Raw genomic sequence first — 21,014 nt, 5'->3', positions numbered from 1 at the left:
ACCTGATTGAAGCGCGTGACGGGAGCCGCAAGGAACTGTATGAGGCTCCCGGAAATACTCACCGATGCGTCTGAATAAACATTTCCAGGCCGGGGAAACAGAAAAGGGGCGTGCGATCGCGACGCCACGCCCCTTCTTCAATGCGATGCTCCAACCTGCTGAACCTTCCGGACGAAGGTTCAGCAGCGGATTACCGCCCGGCTTTTCCCTCGACTGCCTGGATCGCCTTTGCGACGCCCGCGCCATAAGCTGGATCGGCCTTCGTGCAGTGCTCGATGTGCAGCGCCTGAATCGGCTTCGACACGCCCGCGATCGCGCGCGCGGTGTTGTCGAATAGCGTCTGCTTCTGTTCCGCCGACATCAGACGGAACAGCGCACCCGGCTGCGAGAAATAGTCTTCATCGACGCGATGATTCCAGTGATCCGCCGCGCCTTCCAGCGAAAGCGGTGGTTCGCGGAAATCCGGCTGCTCGATCCACTCGCCGCGCGAATTCGGATTGTACGAAGTTGCGCCGCCCGCGTTGCCGTCGACACGCATCTGGCCGTCGCGGTGATAGCTGTGCACGGGGCACTTCGGCGCATTCACCGGAATCTGGTTGTGATTCACGCCGAGCCGGTAGCGCTGCGCATCGCCATACGAAAAGAGACGGCCCTGCAGCATCTTGTCCGGCGAAAAGCTGATGCCCGGCACGATGTTGGCCGGATTGAACGCGGATTGCTCGACGTCGGCGAAATGGTTCTCCGCGTTGCGGTTCAGCTCGACATAGCCGACTTCGATCAGCGGATAGTCCTTCTTCGGCCAGATTTTCGTCAGATCGAACGGGTTGACCGGATACGTGGCCGCGTCCTTCTCCGGCATGACCTGCACGCACAGCGTCCAGCGCGGAAACGCTTTTTTCTCGATGCTTTCGTACAGATCGCGCATCGAGCTTTCGCGATCCTTGCCGACGAGCGCTTCCGCTTCGGCGTCGGTCAGGTTCTGGATACCCTGCTGCGTGCGGAAATGAAACTTGACCCAGTGGCGCTCGTTCGCGGCATTGATCAGGCTGAACGTGTGGCTGCCGAAGCCGTGCATGTGGCGAAACGACTTCGGAATGCCGCGATCGCTCATCACGATCGTCACCTGATGCAGCGCTTCGGGCAGATGCGTCCAGAAATCCCAGTTGTTTTCCGCGCTGCGCATGCCGGTGCGCGGATCGCGCTTCACGGCGTGATTCAGATCGGGAAAATTGAGTGGATCGCGCATGAAGAACACCGGCGTGTTGTTGCCGACCATGTCCCAGTTGCCCTCTTCCGTATAAAACTTGAATGCAAAGCCGCGGATGTCGCGCTCGGCATCGGCGGCACCCCGCTCGCCGGCAACCGTCGAGAAGCGGGCGAACATGGGCGTCGTCTTGCCGATCTCGGAGAAGATTTTCGCGCGCGTGTACTTCGTGATGTCGTGCGTCACCGTGAACGTGCCGAACGCACCGGAGCCCTTCGCGTGCATGCGGCGCTCGGGAATCACTTCGCGATCGAAATGAGCGAGCTTCTCGAGAAACCACACATCCTGCAACAGCGCGGGGCCGCGGGGGCCGGCCGTCTGGATGTTGTTGTTGTCGACAACGGGTGCACCAAATGCAGTGGTGAGCTTGTTCATGTCGTGTCCTGTCCTTGTGGGAAGATGGGCGCCTGGGGCGTCCGGTTCACGCAAACGCCGACGCGTGGATCATCGCGCCGACGTTGACTGGCACGCGTCGACCGCGACTTCCTGGACGATACACCGCATCGCCGCGACGTATCGCCATGCCGCTCACCGCACACCGGCCGGAGCTTCGCGCCACACCCTGAATCCATACCTGGTCGCCGTAATGGCAGGTCGTCGAGCGCCAGCACAGTACGACAGCCGTTGTGGACAGGCGTTCCAGCAACGTGATCACGGGTGGCTCGGTGTCGCGGCACGACGTCTGGTCGCGCCGCGGAGCGCGCGCCCGGTAGCGGGCATCCGGCTCGCGCGTACGGCGCCCGGACCTGCTTTCGTCCACAGGCGCCGCACACAGCGCTTCGAGCAGCGACAGCATCTGTGCCCACGGGTCGCGCTCCCATGTGCCGGCGGGCATTCCACGGCAAGGGCTGATCCGCGTGCGGGGATCGTTCTGGGACGGAAAATCCTGGATGTTCATCGGTCACCTCGTACGGGAGTGGCGGTCACAATCACGACGCCGCCATGCGTCTGGCTATTTCTGGAGACGACAAAAATGGGAACCACGCAAGAAGGCTTCCCGCCGCTCACGCGCGGGAAGCCACGAATTGATCGTAGTCGGCCTCACGTTCTGGATGTGATTAATTGTTGTGAATCTTTTGACCCCGCATTTAATTAAAACCCTCCAGCCATCCGGCCGGCGACAGACGCAGCGCGGAAGCCTCATCCCGATTCCACGAGGCGAGGCGGGGTTTCGTCTCCCGAATATCCTCACCTTTCTCAGTGCTCCGCGACCTGACGCTTTTGCACATTTTTAGCAGTGGTGTCAAAATATAGTCATTGCGGTTTTGTGGATTGGGGCAGGCATGGCAGGCGTTCGACAGTTCGATGAAGACAGCGCATTTACGCAGGCGCTGGAAGTTTTCTGGCGCAAGGGTTTCCGCGCGACCTCGATGCTGGATCTGGCCGAGGCCACCGGCGTGCAGCGCGGCTCGCTCTACAACGCGTATGGCGACAAGGAAGAGATTTTCATGCGGGTGTTCGAGCGATACACCGAACGGTTTATCGCCGGTGCGCGTCAGGCGCTGAAGAAGCCCGACGTGCGCGATTCGTTGCTCGCTTTCTTCGCGTTTGTGATCGCCTCGCTGACGCAGGGCACGCCTTCGCGCGGCTGCCTGTCGACGAGGACCGCGATCGAAGTCGATCCGGATTCGCCGCGCCTGCGCGAGGCGCTGCAAAAGATGATCGGCGAACTGGAGGCCGCGGTACTCAGCGCGCTGGAAACGTCCGAAGCGAAAACGCGGCTCGCGATTCCAGCGGGGCAGGCGGCGAAGCTCGTGGTCACGATGACGCGCGGCATCGCCGTGATGGAGCGGGTCTATGGCGACACGAAATCGCTCAGACAGACCACGTCCGCGCTCGTCGATGTGCTGGTCCCGAAGCAGTGACGTATGCCCGCGCATCGCGTGATGTTTTTCAGCCAGCTGGAACGAGGTCCTCGCGACCGGTGATGTCGTGAAAACTGACCATCGCTCCTTCGACGTGCTCGCGTAGTGTCGCGATCCAGGTCGAGATCTTTGCGTCCAGATATTCGCGTGACGCGTAGATCGCGTAAATCGTCATGGTCTGCAGCTCGAAGCCGGGTAGCACGCGGACCAGCTCACCACTTTTGAGCATCGGCAGCGCGGTCAAAAGCGGCACCGGTGCAATCCCTACGCTTTCGCGCACCGCGACTGCCAGCGCATCGACCGAGTTCACGCGCAGCTTGCCAGGCGGCAGTTCGAACATCCCGCCACCGGATGGATTACCTTCAAAGACCCATTTGTCCGGCGCGAAAAACGACGTGCGCAATTGCAGGCAGTTGTGTCCGCGCAGATCCGCGATTGTCCGCGGCGCGCCGGTCCGTTCGAGATACTCCTGCGAAGCGCACAGCACACTCGGCATCGTGCAGAGCCGCGCGGACACCATGCCGGAATCGGGCAGCCTGCCGGTGGTGACGACGAGCGATACGTCATAGCCCTCTTCCAGCAGATCGGGCGACTGCTGCGAAAGCGTGAGATCGACGCGCACCGACGGGTACTTTCGCAGATAACGCGCCAGTGCAGGCACCACGTAGTGCTGCCCAAACGCCGATGGCGCGTGAATCCGCAGATGGCCTGTCGGCAGTGCGCGCGCGTCGCCTGCTTCGGCTTCGGCAACCTCGACGCGCTCGATGATTTCCTGGCAGCGCAGCAGATAGCGCGCGCCCGCATCCGTCATCGCGACACGTCGTGTGGTGCGGTTCAGCAGGCGCGTGCGCAGGTGTGCTTCCAGTTCCGATATCGCGCGGGAAGCCTGCGCTGTCGTCACGCCGAGTTGTTGCGCGCCACCGGTGAAACTGCCGGATTCGGCAACGCGGCTGTAAATCTTCATGCTGCGAAGCATATCCATGGCTTATTCCGTCTGCGGTGCGTCGGACGTGCAAGATGCATACGCATCAAAGACCGAAGCAGATCGATAGTGCGAGCGATGCAACCTGCGCGAACGCTGCGAGTTGCGTCGTCGACAACGTAGCTGCAATGTCGGATGTCTGGATCAATGATGTCGTTCTCATGATGTTTCGCCTGGAATTCCGTTGAGGAAGGCCTCGTGACTCATGCCGCAAGCGCTTACAGAAGTCTAGACGTCGACCTGGCAACGAACCATCCAGAATCAGGACATACATTGTTCCTGATTCGGCAAAAATAGAACGACGTGAAACGGGCTAGCGATGCTTCAACGTATCGGATGGCGACTCGCCAAAGATTTTCTTGTACGCGATCGCAAAGCGTCCGAGATGCGTGAATCCGCAATCGAGCGCGATATCCGCGACGCGCACTTCACCCGGCGCGGCAAGCAGCGCATCGCGCGCACGCGCGAGCCGCACCCGGCGCAGATGCTGCATCGGGCTCACGCCGCGAAAGCGCTGGAAGCCGTCGCGCAGCGTTCGGGCCGGCACGCCGACCGCCGCTGAAATATCGCTGAGCTGCAGCGCTTCCGCGCAATTCCCGGTCATGAAGTCTTCGGCCCGTTTGACGAAGCCGGGCGCAAGCGCCGGCCGGCCCGTCATCGTCGAGGCATTCGTGTGGCCGACCACGAGCAGATCGAGCAGGAGCCGCTCGAGATGCACGCCCACGCGTGGATTCTCGCTCGCGCACGCGAGCAGTTCGGGCGCGCTGGTCAGCAGTTGAAGCTGTTGCAGCCAGCCGCGCAGACGTCCGCCGCCCACCGACACCTCGGTCCGCAACTTCGGCGAAGATGTGCCGGTCTGCGTGGCGAGCGCCGCGGGATCGATACGCAGCACGAATTGCTGGCAATCCGGAGAGAGCTTCGCCTCGAAGGGCTGGCCGGGCGCGCACAGCACGCCGCGATCCCGATCGACCTGCATCGTGCGGCCCTGCAAGCGGACCTCGGCCCGCCCGGCGAGGCAGAACATCAGCAGGTAATAGCCCTCGACCGATTCGACCTCGACGCGCATCGCGTCGCCAAACGCAATCACACCCAGCCCCGAGCCGCCAAGCCTGACGAAATCCATGAACGACCGCGCGCGCGGATTGCCGCTCGGCGACAGCGTGTGCGGCTGCATGACGCGCGAAATCAGTTCGCGCGTCTCCTCGACGTCGTCGGATTCGAACAACCGGTACGCGTGCAACGCGTCGGGCCGTAAAGAAGAGGAGAGCATCATGATCGGCTCCGCTCGATTTGTATCGATGCGTGTATCAGGGGGTGAAGTTTCGCGAATATAAACCTTTTCAAAAATTCCGGTATCCCAGAGTTCGCACACGTGTCGCCCAAAACGTGCCGCAACTGGATATGGCCGTCCATGTTCCGTATTTAACGGATAGACCGGTCCGTGCGATGCGGAAAAACTCCGTACTACCCGTCTTGCCAGCCCGTCATCGCATGGCCGGGCGCGAGCGCTTATCCGCAATTGCACGATCCTTCCGTTCCCCCTATCTGACATTCGTCAGAACTAAACCGGTACACACACCATCATGTCAGGCAATTTATTCAACGTTCGCGTCGAAGCAGTCACCGACGAAGCGCCCGGTATCCGGTCATTCGTCATTTCCCGCATCGATGGCGGTGCATTCGATGCATATGAACCGGGCGCTCACCTCGACGTCACGAGTCCCTCGGGTATCACGCGCCAGTATTCCCTATGCGGCGATCCGGATCATCGCGATCATCACGTCTTCGCGGTCAAGCTCGAACCGGCTTCGCGCGGTGGATCGCGCTCGTTGCATGAAGACGTCAAGGTGGGCGGTCAGCTGCTCGTCAGCGAACCGCGCAACCTGTTCCGTCTGCACGACACCGCGCGCGAGCATGTGCTCGTGGCCGCCGGCATCGGCATTACGCCGTTGCTGAGCATGGCGTACAAGCTCACGAAGGAAAGCGCGCCGTTCGCGTTGCATTATTTCGTGCGCAGCGAGGAACATGCAGCGTTCAGATCGCTGCTGTCACAAAAGCCGTTTGTCGATCGTGCCACGCTGCATGTCGGCGTCGAGCCTGAATCACTGGATGCGGCGCTGCTCGGTATCGTCGAGCGAATCGCCCCCCACGCGCACGTGTACACCTGCGGTCCGGGCGCATTCATGGATCGCGTGGTCGATATCGCAAGGCGTCGCGTTCCGGAAGACGCGATTCATATCGAACGGTTCTCCGCATCGCCCGTCGCCTCGGGCGTGGTCGCGCCTGTTGCCGCCGCGTTCGAAGTCCAGGTCGCGAGTTCGGGCAAGACTGTTCGCGTCGAGCCGGGCACGTCGATTGTCGATGCACTTGCAACCATCGGCGTTCACGTCGAAACCGCATGCCGCGAAGGGCTGTGCGGCACGTGCATGGTGAACGTGGTGAGCGGGGAAGCCGACCATCGCGACGAATGCATGAGCAAGGCGGAACGCGAAGCGGGCAAGATCTGCTGCTGCGTGTCGCGTGCGCGCTCGTCCGTGCTCGTGCTCGATCTGTGATCGTTGCTTGACGACAAGGAGAAAGGCTCCGTCTGTGCGAGGGAGCCTTTCTCACATGCGTGCGACAGATGCGCGGCTAGCGCCGAATCAACGATCGAAGCGGCACCGATGCATCGGCAAGCTTCGTCAAATCGAGCGGACCGCCGCGGGTCAGGCGCGTGAGCGCAGCCATATCGCGTCCATTGTTCACCGTGGTCGCCGCGCGCAGATTGCCGGCCTCGTCGACGCCCAGCACGGTCATCGCGGGACCGGCGACGTCGCCCCTCACGATGATGCGATGCGCGGAATCGAAGTAGCCGAGTGTCTGGATGTTGCAGTCGAACTGGTCCGACCAAAGCCAGGGCACTTCGCTGTAAGTCTCGGGCGCGCCCAGCATGTTCGCCGCCGCGACGGCCGGCTGCTTCTCGGCGACCTGCCACGATTCGACTCGCGCGGCGCGGCCGAGAAACGGAACGAAATGCCGCGTCACCTCGCCCGCAGCGAAGATGTCCGGATCGGACGTGCGGCAATGCTCATCGACCACGATACCGTCGTCGACGGTGATGTCGGCCTGCTGCGCGAGTTCGGTCTCAGGCACGACGCCGATGCCCGCCACGACCAGATCGGCCGTGAACGATCCGGCGCTGGTTTCGACGACCAGCACGCCGTCGTGCTCACGCACTTCCAGCACCTTGCGATGCATCTGCAGATCGACACCGTTGCGTGCGTGCAGGCGTGCAACGTACTCGCTCACCAGCGGCGGCATCGACCGTTTGAGCACGCGCTCCGACGGCTCCATCAGCGTGACGGCGCAGCCGAGCGCCGAGGCCGAAGCTGCGACTTCCAGCCCGACAAAGCCGCCGCCGACAATCGCCACACGCGCGCCCGGCGTAAGCTTTGCGCGCAGCGCGCGGGCATCGTCGAGCGTGCGCAGGTAGTGTACGGGGCCACCATCTAGCGTACGCACGCGCGAGCCTGTCGCGAGCAGCAGCCGGTCGTAGGTAATCTGCGTTCCGTCTTCAAGCGCGACCGTCTTCGCGCTTCGATCGATCGAGGCCGCACGCACTCCCGTGCGAACCTCAATACGCGCGCTCGCGTAGAAATCCGCGTCACGAATGAACACGTGGCGCTCATTCTTCTCGCTGAGCAACGCCTGCTTCGACAGCGAAGGCCGGTCGTACGGCAGATGCGCCTCACCGCCGATGATGCAGATCCGCGCATCCGGCGAGCGCTCGCGCAACGATTCGGCCGCGCGCCGGCCAGCCTGGCCGGCGCCGATAATCACACACTTCGACATCGCGTTTCTCCACCGTTTTTCAATGCGTGCCGTCGATGCCGACTTCCACGCGTCCGGACACGACCCGGATCGGATACGTGCGAACCGGCTCTGTGACCGGAGCCGAGCGCGGCGCGCCGGTACGCAGGTCAATCAGCCCCTGATGCAGCGGACACTCGACGCAGCCGTTCTCGATGAAGCCTTCGGAAAGGCGTGCGTGCCCGTGCGAACAGAGGTCGTGCAGCGCGTACCACGCCTCGTCGACACGACACACGGCGACGAGGTGATCGCTTACCACGACCTGCACTGGTTCGCTTGCGGAAAAATCGTCGGTGGCGCCGACGTCATGCCACTGGATCGTTGTCATGGCGTGCCTCCTAGATAGGTGTGGCGAGCAGCGTCTGCACGCGCGAGGTGTCGTAGATCACGCGCTTTGACGCGTACCGCCATTCCCCGCCGACGCGAACGACGCGGTCCAGGTAGCGGCCCGCCTGATACACGAACGATTCGCCATCGGTGCGCGTCTGCACGACGATGTAGCTGCTTTCCGTTTCGACCTCGTCCTGCGATCCATTCACGATCATGAGGCCGGACGTCATGTGCCGGTAGCTGTGTTCCTCGAAGATGTTCGCATTGCGCAGCGACACCACGCGATCGCGCAGCATCCGCTGGTTATTGCAATGGATGATGCCGACAGGCAGGCCCGCATCCGCGTTTTCACGCGGGACGATCTCATACAGGCATTCTTCCGTGAAGAACATGGGCCAGTCTTCGAGACGGTCGTTATCCAGCGCGTTGATGTAATGCGTCTGCAGCATGTGCAGTTCGAACCACAGTTGCTGGTCGTGTTGATGTTGCATGTCAGAATCCTCTTCTCAATAGCCCATGAGCTTCTGGTAGCCCACCCAGAACTTGCGGATCAGGCTCTCGGTGATGACCGTGTCCTGCTGATCCGGATTGCCGCGCGACATTTCGATGACCGAAGTGGCATCGGCGTCGCGCACCGTGCCGCGCTGCACAAGCTCCGTCGCTTCGGTGTCTTCCATCGAGATGTAGCCGGCCGGACCTACGAGGTTCGCCTGCTTGATGCGCAGCACGCGCATTTCGGGCGTGTCGTCCGTGTAGCCGAAGAAGTGGAAAACCAGCTCGAAGCTGTTCGGCCCTTTCGCCAGCAACTGCCGCGCGACCAGCGTGTTGTGGATCTGCTGGATCACGAGTTGCGGGAAGATCGGCTGGATGTGGTTCGTCGTGTCTTCGTCGTATTCGGAGACGAGTGCGAGAATCGAATCGTCCTCGAGCGCGAAACCTTCGTCGAACGAGCGGATATTCTGCTGTTTGTAGGCCGCCGATGTGTCTTCGCCCGTCTTCGTCACGGTGATGATGCTGTGCAGGCCGTGGTTCGCATCCGGAATCGAACGGGCCTTCATGCCGACGCGGAAAATGTTGAACGTCGTGTGGAACAGGTGAAGCATGCTCGCGTGATACGGATCCTTCACATTCTCCAGATACAGCTTCCAGTTGGAACGCGAGAACTGACGCGTGCAGCCGAGGTACTCGATCGGCTTGTGGAAAATACGGTCGATCCACGGGCGCATCTGCTCGCCGAGATACTCGGGCAGCGGTGCGACGGAATCGCTAAACGTCGCGAACACAAGCCCGCGATAGCTTTCCACCCGAAGCTGGTGCAGGCTGTGCGCTTTCGGATCGAAGTCGGCCGGCATGCCGGTCATGCCTTTTTGTCCGCGACGGAACGGCACGCCCAGCAGATTGCCCGAGTTGTCGAAGCTCCATTGGTGATACACGCATGTGTGCGAGGTTGCGTTGCCGCGCGCCTTGCGGCATACCATCGCGCCGCGGTGAGCGCAACGGTTGACCCATGCCGCGAGTGCGCCATTTTCCGTGCGCGTCACCACCACCGGCGTATCGCCGACGAACGTGCTCTTGAAGTCGCCCGCTTCCGGAATCTCCGCTTCCAGCGCGACGAAATTCCATGTGGGTCCGCGAAAGATACGCTCCTGTTCGCGCTCGAATACGGCCTGCGAACTGAACACCTTGTACGGCACACGTGAACCGTCATGGTTCGGGAACACGACCTCGTCATTGTCGATTCTGTTGAGTGGATGCAGGGTTGCTTCCATGACCGTCTCCTTGGACTTTCTGATCTGCTAATCGGTACTGCGATCTTTTATCGCCAAATCAATCCGGTCTATCCGAAAGCTGCGCTTCACACGTCATGCTGTCCAGTTTCGGCGTCTTGCTTTGTTGCAAGCCGGGCAATTCGCTATCGCCGTATGCAGCAACAATGCGATTTTTTCCAACCCTATACTGCACGCAAGACAACCCCACAAAGGAGACACATCGTGCAAAACGAAATGGTCTTTTCCATGGACGACATGCCGTGGAGAAATCTGAAAGAGCTACCTGCCGCGCGCGGTTTCAAGTACAAGGCGCTCGTGTGCGACGACCCCGGATACACCGATACATATAGCTGCGAACTCGTGGCACTCGGACCGGAAGATCATTCCGTCGCGCATCGGGAGGAGTGGAATCACACCTTGATCTTTCTCGAAGGACAAGGCGAGCTGACGATCAGGGGCCAGAAATGGACCGTGACAAAAGGCTCGGTTGCAAAGGTGAAGGCTGGTGATGTTCACCTGCTGACGAACACCGGCGACGAACAGATGCTCGTGCTGACCATCTACGATCCGCCGCGTCCCCGCGAAAAAGACTAAACAGTGAACGCGGCCGGCGCAATGCCGGCCCGCAATGGACGAAATGCAGGCTGCGCGATCATGTCAGGGCGTTCAGGCCAGCGTGCACACGATGTCATCGCGCAGACGAAACACGCGCACGGCCTGAGTCAGGCTGACGGCCTGGTCGTCCAGCGACTGCGCGGCAGCAGACGCTTCCTCCACGAGCGCCGCGTTCTGCTGCGTCACTTCATCCATCTGCGTGACGGCACGCGCCACCTCAGCGATGCTACCGTCCTGCTCCTCTGACGCGATCGCGATCTCGCTCATGATGACGCTCACTTCGTCGACAGCGCGAATGATGTCGCGCATCCCGTTACCGGAATCGTCGACGAGCGCCGAGCCGTTCATCACGCGTTGCACGGATGTCGCAATCAGTTCCCTTACCTCTTTCGCGGCGCTGGACGAACGCTGAGCGAGGCCACGCACTTCGCCCGCCACGACAGCGAAGCCACGCCCTCGATCCCCCGCACGGGCAGCTTCGACGGCCGCGTTCAGCGCAAGAATGTTCGTCTGAAACGCAATGCTTTCGATGATCGCAACGATGTCCGCGATCCTGGTCGAACTTTCGCTGATCTGGTTCATGGTCTGCCGGACTTTCGTCACGACCTCTCCGCCCTGTCCGGCGATCTCTTTGGCGCCCGCGGCCAGCGTGCACGCATGGCGCGCGTTCCCGACGTTGCGTTTGACGACACCGGTCAACTCGATCATTCGTGACGCCGTCTGTTCGAGCGCCGCGGCCTGCGCCTCGGTACGTGCCGAAAGATCAAGGTTGCCGGCGGCAATCTGCGTCGCGGCGGCTGCGATCGTCTCGCTGCCGTTTCGAACGGTGTGTACGGTTGCAGCGAGACTTGTCTGCATCGCGGCGACGCCGGCCAGCAATTCGCCCATTTCATCCTGCGAGGTTATCTCCACCCTGTGATGCAGATCTCCCTTCGCCATCGCGTTGAAGTGCTCGAGCGCTTCCTTGAGAGGACGGGCAATCGCACGGCGTAGCGAGAGCCATGTCAGCGCGGCCGCGTCCAGACCGGACAGCAGCCCGGCGACGCTTACCGCCAGGAAGATCGCATACCCGTGCCGGGACGCGTCGTAGCCTCGTCTCGCCGCTTCGAACTGGGAGCGGCGCAGTTGCTCGCTGGTCGTGGACAGCTGGTCGAACGCATGCTGCATCACGATCGTGAATTCGAGCAGATGCGCCTTGTCGTTCGCTTCGACGGCGCGATAGCCGTCATCCAGCGCCTTTTGCAGCGCGAGGCGACGCTTCTGCGTCGCCCCGGCAAGCTGCCGCTGGACGGCGTCTTTCCGGAAGCCTTCATAGGTGCGCCAGGCGGCGTCGCCTCTGGCGCGCATCTCCAGACCGTGTGCGATGAGCGACGCGGCGTCCGGCGTGCCCGTCATCAACGAGGCACGGTCGAAGACAAGCCGCTCGCGCGCAGCCATCGTCTCCGCGATCCCAATCGACACCGCGCCGGGCATCTGGTTCGAAAACGTATCCTGACAGGCACTTTCAGCGCGACGCATGCCGAGGAACGCAACCGCCTGACTCACAATCAGGATCAGGGAAAGAAACGCCATCGCCGTCGCGAGACGGGCGCTAATTGTTAAGGTCGTTAGCTTCGTCAACTTCATTTCGTCAGACCCTTCTCGAAGGATGCGGTCGCCCGCGGCGATACGATCAATGCGCACGACCGGGTTGCGGTGTCATCGCGCCGGCTTGCGCGTCCGGCACCGCCGCACGACTTGCCGCTGACCGGCTGTGATTGATCAGGGAAATGGCGAGCGCGGCCACACATGCTGGAATGGCAATCGCGAAGAAATCCTGGCGCAACGGCAACGCGATGCCGACCAGTGCGCCGATAAACACCGGCGCGGTGATCGCGCCCAGCCGTCCGACGCCAAGCGCAATACCGACACCCGTCGCACGCACCGTCATCGGGTAAAACTGCCCGGCGTACGCAATCGTCACGATCTGGTTGCCGATGGTCGCCGCGCCCGCCACACCTACGACGAAGAGCAGCGCCGCCTCCGGCAGCTGGAACCCGAGCAGCGCAATCGACACCGCTGCGGTCACATACATGCCCACCAGCACGTACTTGATATGAAAGTGGTCCGCGAGCCAGCCGCCACCGATTGCACCGACCAGCGCGCCTATGTTCAGCACGAGCATGAAACTGAGCGCCGAGCCGAGGCTGTACCCGGAGCCCGCCATCAGCTTGACGAGCCACGAACTCAGCGCATAGACCATGAAGAGGCACATGAAGCAGGCGATCCAGAACATCACCGTGCTGAGCGCGCGGCCGTGCGTGAACAGCTGGGAAAACGTCGCGCGATGCTCGCCTGTCGCGCCGTCATCCGTTGCATAGCGATCATCGGCGCGGGGCACGTGCGATGGATCGATTTTGCCGAGGACGTCGCGCAGACGCTCGACGTTTCCCGATTGCAACAGATACGGCATCGAATCCGGCAGCCACTTCAGCACGCACGGAATCAGAAGGATCGGCAGCCCGGCGGCGATGAACACCGAAGGCCAGCCGTGCGATTCGATGATCGCCTTGCCGAGCAGCGCGGCCGCTGCGCCGCCAATCGAATACCCGCTGAACATCAGGGTGACCATAGTGCTGCGAACCCGTCGCGGCGCGTATTCCGTCATCTGCGCAACGACACCAGGCATCACGCCACCCATTCCAAGACCCGCGATAAAGCGGCAGATGCCGAACGTGAGTGCTTCGTGCGTGAATCCGGATGCCGCCGTCAGGACGCTAAAGAACGCAAGGCAAATCGCAATCGTGCGACGCCGGCCGATTTTCCCGGCCAGCGAGCCGAACAGCAGGTTGCCGAACATCATGCCGAACAGCGCCGAGCTGACCATCATGCCCGCGCGCGTCGGCGCGACGTGCATGTCGGCCATGATCGACGGTAGCGCGACGCCCACCACCGCGAGATCGTAGCCGTCGAAGATGATCATTAGCGCACACCAGAACAGGACGGCCCAGTGGAACCGGTTAAGACGTGCGTCGTCGGTGAACTGCTGCAGATCTATCGTACGCATGATGATGGCCGCCGCTAAAGGAGGATTGGTTGTGTGTCATCGTCGCTATAAAAAAACGACGATTGTTGCCGGATCCGGCAACGGAGTTTCGCCATTTCAGATTTTTGTTCTGCCGCGAGGCTGCCACTACACTTGCAGGCACGCGCAACGGATTCCCGACGCGAACGGCGTTCACGCAATAGATGTGCGCCGCAAGGCCACCTGTCGATTGCCTCACGGCGCCCATGCCATGTTCACGTTCGCCCAACTGTCCGCTTCAGCGAGTCGCCCGCCTGTCACGCAGGCAACGACCATCGACCGTTCGTCAGAACTTGTGCCGGATACCGATGCGGGCGCCGATCTGGTGTCCGGTCGTCGAGGGCGAGAAGCCACTGATGCTCGCCACCGCCTGTTGTCCCAGCGAATCGACACCGCTCGCGCGTTGCAGCACCGTGAGCGCATAGACGTCGGTCCGCTTCGACAGGCTGTAGATCGTGCCGAAATCGAGCTGAAGGTATCGGGCGCCGCCATCGATGGAATTGCGCTTCGTGTAATCGAACGCGGCGCCGAGCAGCAGCGCGGGCGTCACGTACGCACGCAGGCTGAGTTCGGCGTTCAGGAAGTTGACGTTGCCCTGATAGCCGCGCGGATTCGGCGCAGCCGTACCACCAAGGCCAGAGAAACGCGTATCCGTGACGACCGCGCCGAGCGTCGTCGTGCCGAAGTTCCACGCCAGTCCAGCGCCGATGAGCTGAAGCGTGCTGGCCGACGCGAAGCCAGCGTAGACCGGATTGCCCTGCGGCGACGTCGCGGAACCGAACGTGCCGATGTTGTCGACCGTGGCGACGCCCTTGTTCGGCGTGTTGCCGTAGAAGGAGACGTTCGGGTCGCGCGCATTCAGGTAACCGATGCCTGCCGAGAACGATCCATTCGAATAGCCGCCGCCGAGCGCCCAGATCTGGTTGGCGGTGGTGTCGCCCGCGACGCCGCCAACGCTGTACAGACCCGATGCGCTGAATCCGCCGTACTTGTTCGTCGCGAACTTGACGGCGTTGTTGACGCGATTCGTATTGGCGAGATTGTCGACGTCGTCGGGATGCGAGCCCATATAGCCCGCGAACGTGCCCGTTGCGGACAACGGCTGAACGAATTCGAGGTACGGGTCGTACTGCCGGCCGAGCGTCAGCGTGCCCACCTGCGCGGCGCTGATGCCGACATACGCCTGACGCCCGAACTCGGCGCCACCCTGCGCGAGCGTACCGGTGTTCGCCATGAAGCCGTTTTCAAGCACGAAGACTGCCTTCATGCCGCTGCCGATATCCTCGCTGCCGCGCAGGCCCCAACGGCTGCCGCTCAGACCCGTCGCGTGTGCGTCGGTCATGGCGAACTGGCTCGCGCCCGCAAGTCGACCGGACTGGCCGCGTACCTGAGCGTCGTTGGTGTACTGGACGCCGATATCGAGCAATCCGTACAGGAGCAACGTGCTCTGCGCGTGCGCGCCGACACATACCAGTGCCAGCGGCACGGCAATGCTGTACCTCTTCATCAAGATCTCCAATTTTTATATAGTATTACTACCTGTTTGAATTTTTCTTTTCCATGGAAGCCCGATGCACGTTGCGGCACCTTGATTGCGGCTTCGTTGTCGCATAGTAGGAATCAACCGTCCCGCACGTCCAACACTGGTTTTAAATATTTTGATACCTTCGAGGCATAGATGGATCTGCGCCAGCTTCGCTATTTCATTGCCGTCGCCGAGGAACAGAATTTCTCGCGTGCGGCCGAGCGCCTGCACATGACGCAGCCGCCTTTGAGTCGGCAAATGCAGTTGCTTGAAGAGGAGATCGGCGTGCCGCTGTTCGTGCGTGGCGCGCGTCCGCTGAAGATGACCGAGGCGGGGCAGATTCTTTACGAGAAGGCGCCACGCGTGCTGAACGAAGCCGACGGTCTCGCACCGCTCACGCGTCAACTGATGCGCACAACGCGGCGGATCGTGATCGGGTTCGTGCCGTCGACGTTATATGGGCCGCTGCCCGAGGTGATCCGCGCGTTTCGCAAGGCGACGCCAGGCGTCGAGCTTTCGGTAATCGAAATGTTTTCGCTGGAGCAGACGGCCGCGCTCAAAGCGGCGCGCATCGACATCGGCTTCGGCCGGATTCGCATGGACGACGACCAGCTCGCGCGCGAAGTGCTCGCCGAAGAAGACCTGATCGCGGCGCTTCCCGCCACGCATTCTCTCGCGTCAGACAAAACGCCGCTTCCACTCGCCGCACTGGCTAAAGAGACGGTCATCGTTTATCCCGGCCAGCCGAGACCGAGCTACGCCGACCAGCAGATTTCAGCATTACGCGATCAGGCGCTCGAACCACATGCAATTCACGAAGTGATGGAGCTTCAGACGGCGCTCGGCCTCGTCGCCGCGGAAATAGGCGTGTGCCTCGTGCCGCGAAGCGTCGCCGGCCTGCGCGCGCGGGGCGTCGTGTACCGGGAACTCGCGAACGTCAACGTGACCTCGCCGATCATCATGAGCCGGCGTCAACAGGATCGGTCGGAGGCGAACGATTTGTTCTGCGCGGTCGCGCGCGAGTTCTTCGCCGCGATGTGAGGCGCTGGATGCGCGCGATGCACCTGCCGGACGTGGCAGGCGGCACTCGCGCGAAGCAGCTTCAGCGTGCGAACGATCAGACGTGCGCAGCCGCCAGCGCGACCGTGACATATTCGCGGAGGAACGCGATCCACGTCTTGATCTTCGCGTCGAGATATTCACGCGACGCGTACACGGCGTAAACCGTCATCTCCTGCGGCCTGCACTCGGGCAGCACGCGCACCAGTTCACCGCTTTCCAGCAGCGGTAGCGCGGAGAGCATCGGCAACGCACCGATTCCCATGCCGCTTGCGAGCGCGCCCGCAAGCGCATCCGGCGAATTCACACGTAGCTTGCCGGGCGGCAGGTCGATTTCCTCGACGCCATCCGGCGTTTCGAACTTCCAGTGGTCGACCGGAAAATACGGCGTGACGAGTTGCAGACACGCATGCTCGCGCAACGCCGCAACCGTAGCGGGCACACCGCGACGCTCGATGTATTTCGGCGACGCGCACAGCACGCCAGGCATCGTGCAGATGTGCGCGGATATCAGCGCCGAATCCTGCAGATGCGTGGTCGTGATCTGAAACGACACGTCATACCCTTCGTCGAGCAGATTGGGAAGACGTTGCGACAGGGTCAGCTCCGCGCGCACCAGCGGATTCGCCTCGAGATATTCCGCGAGCGCGGGGATTACGTAGATATGGCCGAAGCTGAGCGACGCGTGAATGCGCAGCGCGCCCGATGGCGTGTCTTTCGCCTCACCGGCTTCGGCTTCAGAGAGTTCGACCAGGCCGAGAATTTCCTTGCAGCGAACCAGGTAGCGATTGCCCGCATCGGTCAGCGCAACGCGACGCGTCGTGCGATTGAGCAAACGCGTGCGCAGGTGAGCCTCGAGTTCGGAAATGGCGCGGGAGGCCTGCGCGGTCGTCACTTCAAGCTGCTGTGCCGCGATCGTGAAGCTGGCAATCTCCGCCACCCGCACGAAGATCTTCATGTTCCGCAGTATGTCCATCGCGCCCGGTCCTGTGTTGTTGACGCGAAAATATCACATGGGTCGTATTACTCGCCACGCAGCGCACCTTCGTACCCGGTTTCAAAGATTGCTGTCGAACAGCGATTGCTGCGTCGTTTGCGATACGGTTCGGGTCCGCATCGCGCTCGAACGGTGTGACGTTTTCACGGCTGGGGATGTCGGGCCGCTTGCGGCTTCGATCGCGAGCAATGTTTCCTTCGCCTTCAGTCCGCCGGCAAAGCCGGTGAGATCGCCCGATGCGCCGATCACGCGATGGCACGGCGCGATGATCGAAATAGGGTTTCTGCCGTTCGCCGCGCCGACGGCGCGAACCGCCTTCGGGTTGCCGATTTGCGTCGCGATGTCCAGATAGCTGCGGGTCTCGCCGAACGGGATCGTCAACAGCGCGGCCCAGACCTTCTTCTGGAACGTCGTGCCGGCGAAATCCAGTTCGAGATCGAAACAGGTGCGTTCGCCGGCGAAGTACTCCTTGAGCTGGCGCTCCGTTTCATCGAGCACCGGATCGTGCTCGACTTCGACCATTTCGCCGAGCCGCACACGATTGGGCCGCTCGCTTTCCCAGAGAATGGCGACAAGGCCGCGTCCTTTCGAGACGAGTTTGAGCTTGCCGACCAGCGAATTCACGACCTTGTACGCGTATGACATTTGACCGCTCCGTTCAATCGTCGATTGAATTGAGGTTAGCCCTCCGTGATGAAAGCGCAAGCGACACCGTCGTGCAGAGGGTCCACCAGGTGGCGCTCAAAGTGCAGCGGGTAATCGATCATGCATGACCCGCCTGGGTTTCGGTTCGGCGAGCATCTCCTGGATATCCTCACCATCCTGGAAACACTCACCTGACGCCATCGCTTCGCAGCTCCCGAATTGTCTCACCTCTACGGACATCTCCTGGAATTCCTCACCATTGCGGCGATGCGATCCTGCTAGAACTTCACCTTCAGCTGAAACCCCAACGTGAACGGAAGATTGTCCGACGGGATCGGTGGAATCAGAATGACGTTCGCGCCGACGCGCCTGTATTCGAACATCAGGATCGGTGCGACCACCGGTCCGATTGTGTGATCGCGACCGAGACCCCAGTTGCCGTAGTTATAGCCCGAGATGATGCCGCCGATCACGGAGAGTCGCACGAAACCCCAGTGCGTGAAGTCGGGCGACCAGACGCCGCCGCCGTACCATGAAGGACGCGACAGCGAATTGCGAAAGCCACCGGCCGTCAGCGCCCATTCGTTGTTCAGCCAGCATTCGACGCCGAGGCCGGGATTGAACTGCCGGAAATGCTCGTCGGGGTCCGGGTCGATGTGATACGACCCAATCATCACGTCGGCCCAGACGCCGCCCTTGCACCAGTCGGTTGCGTGTGCCGCGGTCGTCATGGTCAGACCTGCCGCTGCGGCCACCACCGCGCATGCCACCCTGTTCTTTTTGCGCCAGAAACGCATGTCCTCTCCGTCGTCGGTCGGATGCCGACGTGATCCATGTTCTTGTCCAGTGTTTGTGTCATCACCGTCGCGCACTGTACCTCAACGCGCAGTGCGCGAACTGGTGGGCATGCTCGGGAAAGCGGGCACGCGACCTGCGACGTGCCGCCCGGAGAGAACAATAACGGAGAACCGATGGCGAATCGGTGAAACGCGCGGCGCGGGCCCGCGCTTACAGGCCCAGATCCGACAGTCCGGGATGGTCGTCCGGACGACGGCCGAGCGGCCAGCGATACAGACGGTCCGCCTCGCGGATCGGCATATCGTTGATGCTTGCGTGACGACGTGCCATCAGGCCGTTCGCATCGAATTTCCAGTTTTCGTTGCCGTAGGAGCGAAACCAGTTGTTCGAATCGTCGTGCCATTCGTAGGCAAAACGCACCGCGATCCGGTTATCGGTGAATGCCCACAATTCCTTGATAAGCCGGTAATCCAGTTCCTTCGCCCATTTGCGACGCAGCAGGCCGACGATCTCCGCGCGACCCGTGACAAACTCCGCGCGATTGCGCCAGACGCTTTGCGGCGTGTAAGCCAGCGCCACGCGCTCGGGATCGCGCGTGTTCCAGCCATCTTCTGCCCCGCGTACTTTCTGGATCGCCGTCTCGCGCGTGAAAGGCGGAAAGGGCGGACGGCTTTCGATCGGTTCGGTCATGACTTCTCCTGACGTTGGGTGGACACCCGTCGGACCGACGGGCGAGAGACCATGGAATCTGCTTCGAGCAACTGTCCGGCTGCGGCGCGTGCATCGAGCGCGGCATCGGCATCGCCACTGACAAGCGCCACGCCGATCGCGCCGTCGATCAGGATCAGCCATTGCCGCGACAGCCGCGCGGCGCGTGCTGTGCGCTGATCGTCCTGCCTGTTCTGCCTGCCCTGCCGGTTCTGCCTGTTCTGTTTGTCCTGCACGACGGCGTCTGGGGCGGTCGATGCCACGTAGTCGTCGCACATCTGGCGCACGAAGCGAAGCAGACGCGCTTTGTGTTCACGCGCGACGATGCGGATCGGATCATCAGCGGCCTCGATTTCGCCGGCTGCATTGAGAAACGCACAGCCATGAAAATCATCCGACGAGAACCACTCCCGCAGCACATCGAACATGCCGATGAGCCGCGCGCGTGGTGTCGTGCCCTGCGCCAGCGTGTTACCGGAGAACCAGTTCATCCAGCGTTCGTCGCGCCGTTCAAGCGCGGCGGCAACCAGCGCGTCCTTCGAGCCGAAATGCGTGTAGAAGCTTTTGCGTGCCGTGCCCGACTGGCGCACGATCGCATCCACACCGGTTGCGTGGATGCCGCCGGCGTAAACCAGCGCCTCGGCGGCGTCGAGCAGCCGCTCGCGTGCACGGGTTGTCGACGGATTGTCAGAAGAAGTCGTGGAAGTCGCCATGAACGAAAGGTAGAACGATCATTCTACCTTGTCAAGCATGGAATCTGAATGATGCCGGGCGCTTGCGTTATGGTGATGCTCTTCGAAACACGGATCGACGACATGCGCACACCCACGCTACGCGCCGCGCTCACGCGCACGTTTCTGCTCACAATGCTCGCGACAGCGGCGGCCTGCACGCCACTTCAGGTGGTAACGCACACGGTCAGCACGACAGAAACGCGCGTGCCAGCCGGGCGCTACACGCTCGATCCGAACCATTGCAGCATCACGTTCGATATCGATCACTTCAGGTATTCGCGCTTTACGATGCGGTTCGATCGCAAAACCGCACAGCTCGACTGGAACCCTGGCGGGCTGGATAAAAGTGCGGTGACGGCGTCGATCGACGCGGCAAGCGTCGACACGAATGTGCCGCTTCTCGACAGGATGGTGAAGAGCGACCAGATGCTCGATGTCGTGCGCTACCCGGAGATACGTTTCGTGAGCACGCACTTTGAGCGAACCGGCGATTCGCGTGGAACGCTAACCGGCGATCTGACGATTCGCGACACCACGCAGCCAGTCACGCTCGACGTGACGTTCAACGGCTTCGCGCCCGATCCGCTCACGAAGCAGGACACGCTCGGCTTTTCGGCGGAAGGCCGTTTCAGCCGTTCGAAGTTTGGGCTTTCGACGTGGTATCCGGCTGTAGGCGACGACGTGCACGTGCGCATCCAGGCAGAATTTGTGAAGCCGCCCGCGGGAAGCTGAGCGCATCGGTTTTTGCTTATGTTCGTTGTTGTGTACGCGCGCGCTGGACGCACGCCCAACGCAACGCGAATCGACGAC

Annotated in this window: 21 protein-coding genes; 5 read left to right on the top strand and 16 right to left on the bottom strand. The window is 61.8% G+C overall.

Annotated features, from left to right (window positions below; all coding sequences use genetic code 11):
- Positions 1-190 precede the first annotated feature (190 nt).
- Together LPA34_RS18125 and LPA34_RS18120 are read right to left on the bottom strand one after the other, a co-directional pair.
- A complete protein-coding gene (locus LPA34_RS18125; RefSeq protein ID WP_228980689.1) occupies positions 191-1,639 on the bottom strand; it encodes a catalase in 1,449 nt (482 codons plus the stop codon).
- Between the two features lie 46 nt (positions 1,640-1,685).
- Positions 1,686-2,162, bottom strand: a complete 477-nt coding sequence (locus LPA34_RS18120) for a DUF3331 domain-containing protein (protein ID WP_228980686.1) — start codon at positions 2,160-2,162, stop codon at positions 1,686-1,688.
- A gap of 385 nt (positions 2,163-2,547) precedes the next feature.
- Between LPA34_RS18120 and LPA34_RS18115 the strand changes: the two genes are divergently transcribed.
- Positions 2,548-3,129 carry a TetR/AcrR family transcriptional regulator gene (locus LPA34_RS18115; protein ID WP_228980683.1) on the top strand — a complete coding sequence of 194 codons (582 nt, stop codon included), beginning with the start codon at positions 2,548-2,550 and terminating at the stop codon, positions 3,127-3,129.
- 28 nt (positions 3,130-3,157) lie between these two features.
- Here the strand turns inward: LPA34_RS18115 and LPA34_RS18110 are convergent, their stop codons facing one another.
- Entirely contained in the window at positions 3,158-4,111 is a 954-nt protein-coding gene (locus LPA34_RS18110) for a LysR family transcriptional regulator (RefSeq protein WP_228980680.1), read from the bottom strand.
- A gap of 313 nt (positions 4,112-4,424) precedes the next feature.
- The gene (andR, locus tag LPA34_RS18105) at positions 4,425-5,381 is read right to left on the bottom strand and encodes an anthranilate 1,2-dioxygenase regulatory protein AndR (protein WP_324251758.1); all 957 of its coding nucleotides are present in this window, start codon (positions 5,379-5,381) and stop codon (positions 4,425-4,427) included.
- A gap of 313 nt (positions 5,382-5,694) precedes the next feature.
- Here andR and LPA34_RS18100 point away from each other — a divergent pair, with 313 nt between their 5' ends.
- A complete protein-coding gene (locus LPA34_RS18100) occupies positions 5,695-6,666 on the top strand; it encodes a PDR/VanB family oxidoreductase (protein WP_228980675.1) in 972 nt (323 codons plus the stop codon).
- Between the two features lie 76 nt (positions 6,667-6,742).
- Here LPA34_RS18100 and LPA34_RS18095 read toward each other — a convergent pair whose 3' ends face one another.
- Genes LPA34_RS18095 through andAc form a run of 4 tightly spaced genes read right to left on the bottom strand, consistent with a single transcriptional unit; the run spans position 6,743 to position 10,059 of the window.
- Positions 6,743-7,942, bottom strand: a complete 1,200-nt coding sequence (locus LPA34_RS18095; RefSeq protein WP_228980672.1) for an NAD(P)/FAD-dependent oxidoreductase — start codon at positions 7,940-7,942, stop codon at positions 6,743-6,745.
- A gap of 19 nt (positions 7,943-7,961) precedes the next feature.
- A complete protein-coding gene (andAb, locus tag LPA34_RS18090) occupies positions 7,962-8,288 on the bottom strand; it encodes an anthranilate 1,2-dioxygenase ferredoxin subunit AndAb (protein WP_228980669.1) in 327 nt (108 codons plus the stop codon).
- A gap of 10 nt (positions 8,289-8,298) precedes the next feature.
- Entirely contained in the window at positions 8,299-8,781 is a 483-nt protein-coding gene (gene andAd, locus LPA34_RS18085; protein WP_228980668.1) for an anthranilate 1,2-dioxygenase small subunit AndAd, read from the bottom strand.
- Between the two features lie 15 nt (positions 8,782-8,796).
- Positions 8,797-10,059, bottom strand: coding sequence for an anthranilate 1,2-dioxygenase large subunit AndAc (gene andAc / locus LPA34_RS18080; protein ID WP_228980667.1), 1,263 nt, complete (start codon positions 10,057-10,059; stop codon positions 8,797-8,799).
- 222 nt (positions 10,060-10,281) lie between these two features.
- On the opposite strand from andAc, the gene LPA34_RS18075 reads away from it, so the two are divergent.
- Entirely contained in the window at positions 10,282-10,653 is a 372-nt protein-coding gene (locus tag LPA34_RS18075; protein ID WP_228980665.1) for a cupin domain-containing protein, read from the top strand.
- 72 nt (positions 10,654-10,725) lie between these two features.
- On the opposite strand, the gene LPA34_RS26995 is transcribed toward LPA34_RS18075, so the two are convergent.
- The 3 genes from LPA34_RS26995 to LPA34_RS18055 all read right to left on the bottom strand — a co-directional run bounded on the left by LPA34_RS26995 (position 10,726) and on the right by LPA34_RS18055 (position 15,245).
- Positions 10,726-12,300 carry a methyl-accepting chemotaxis protein gene (locus LPA34_RS26995; protein ID WP_324251756.1) on the bottom strand — a complete coding sequence of 525 codons (1,575 nt, stop codon included), beginning with the start codon at positions 12,298-12,300 and terminating at the stop codon, positions 10,726-10,728.
- Positions 12,301-12,346: 46 nt separating this feature from the next.
- Positions 12,347-13,720 (bottom strand): MFS transporter, encoded by a 1,374-nt coding sequence (locus LPA34_RS18060; RefSeq protein ID WP_228980662.1) that lies wholly within the window; start codon positions 13,718-13,720, stop codon positions 12,347-12,349.
- 304 nt (positions 13,721-14,024) lie between these two features.
- Positions 14,025-15,245 carry a porin gene (locus tag LPA34_RS18055; RefSeq protein ID WP_228980660.1) on the bottom strand — a complete coding sequence of 407 codons (1,221 nt, stop codon included), beginning with the start codon at positions 15,243-15,245 and terminating at the stop codon, positions 14,025-14,027.
- Between the two features lie 171 nt (positions 15,246-15,416).
- On the opposite strand from LPA34_RS18055, the gene LPA34_RS18050 reads away from it, so the two are divergent.
- Positions 15,417-16,304: a LysR family transcriptional regulator gene (locus tag LPA34_RS18050; protein ID WP_228980657.1), complete on the top strand. Its 888-nt coding sequence runs from the start codon at positions 15,417-15,419 to the stop codon at positions 16,302-16,304.
- A 76-nt stretch (positions 16,305-16,380) separates the two neighbouring features.
- On the opposite strand, the gene LPA34_RS18045 is transcribed toward LPA34_RS18050, so the two are convergent.
- The 5 genes from LPA34_RS18045 to LPA34_RS18025 all read right to left on the bottom strand — a co-directional run bounded on the left by LPA34_RS18045 (position 16,381) and on the right by LPA34_RS18025 (position 20,183).
- Positions 16,381-17,298 (bottom strand): LysR family transcriptional regulator, encoded by a 918-nt coding sequence (locus LPA34_RS18045; RefSeq protein WP_228980656.1) that lies wholly within the window; start codon positions 17,296-17,298, stop codon positions 16,381-16,383.
- An 81-nt stretch (positions 17,299-17,379) separates the two neighbouring features.
- On the bottom strand, positions 17,380-17,964 hold the full coding sequence (locus tag LPA34_RS18040; RefSeq protein ID WP_228980655.1) for a methylated-DNA--[protein]-cysteine S-methyltransferase: 585 nt from the start codon (positions 17,962-17,964) through the stop codon (positions 17,380-17,382).
- Between the two features lie 278 nt (positions 17,965-18,242).
- A complete protein-coding gene (locus LPA34_RS18035; RefSeq protein WP_228980651.1) occupies positions 18,243-18,761 on the bottom strand; it encodes a hypothetical protein in 519 nt (172 codons plus the stop codon).
- Positions 18,762-18,972: 211 nt separating this feature from the next.
- A complete protein-coding gene (locus LPA34_RS18030) occupies positions 18,973-19,452 on the bottom strand; it encodes a nuclear transport factor 2 family protein (RefSeq protein ID WP_228980650.1) in 480 nt (159 codons plus the stop codon).
- Positions 19,449-20,183 carry a TetR/AcrR family transcriptional regulator gene (locus LPA34_RS18025; RefSeq protein ID WP_228980649.1) on the bottom strand — a complete coding sequence of 245 codons (735 nt, stop codon included), beginning with the start codon at positions 20,181-20,183 and terminating at the stop codon, positions 19,449-19,451. The genes LPA34_RS18030 and LPA34_RS18025 overlap by 4 nt, the downstream gene beginning before the upstream one ends.
- A gap of 102 nt (positions 20,184-20,285) precedes the next feature.
- On the opposite strand from LPA34_RS18025, the gene LPA34_RS18020 reads away from it, so the two are divergent.
- A complete protein-coding gene (locus LPA34_RS18020; RefSeq protein ID WP_228980647.1) occupies positions 20,286-20,936 on the top strand; it encodes a YceI family protein in 651 nt (216 codons plus the stop codon).
- Positions 20,937-21,014: the final 78 nt, after the last annotated feature.

Source organism: Paraburkholderia gardini, assembly GCF_907164575.1.
Lineage (GTDB): Bacteria > Pseudomonadota > Gammaproteobacteria > Burkholderiales > Burkholderiaceae > Paraburkholderia > Paraburkholderia gardini.
Note: the sequence above shows the minus strand (reverse complement) of the source record. Positions and strands in the feature narration are given on the sequence as shown.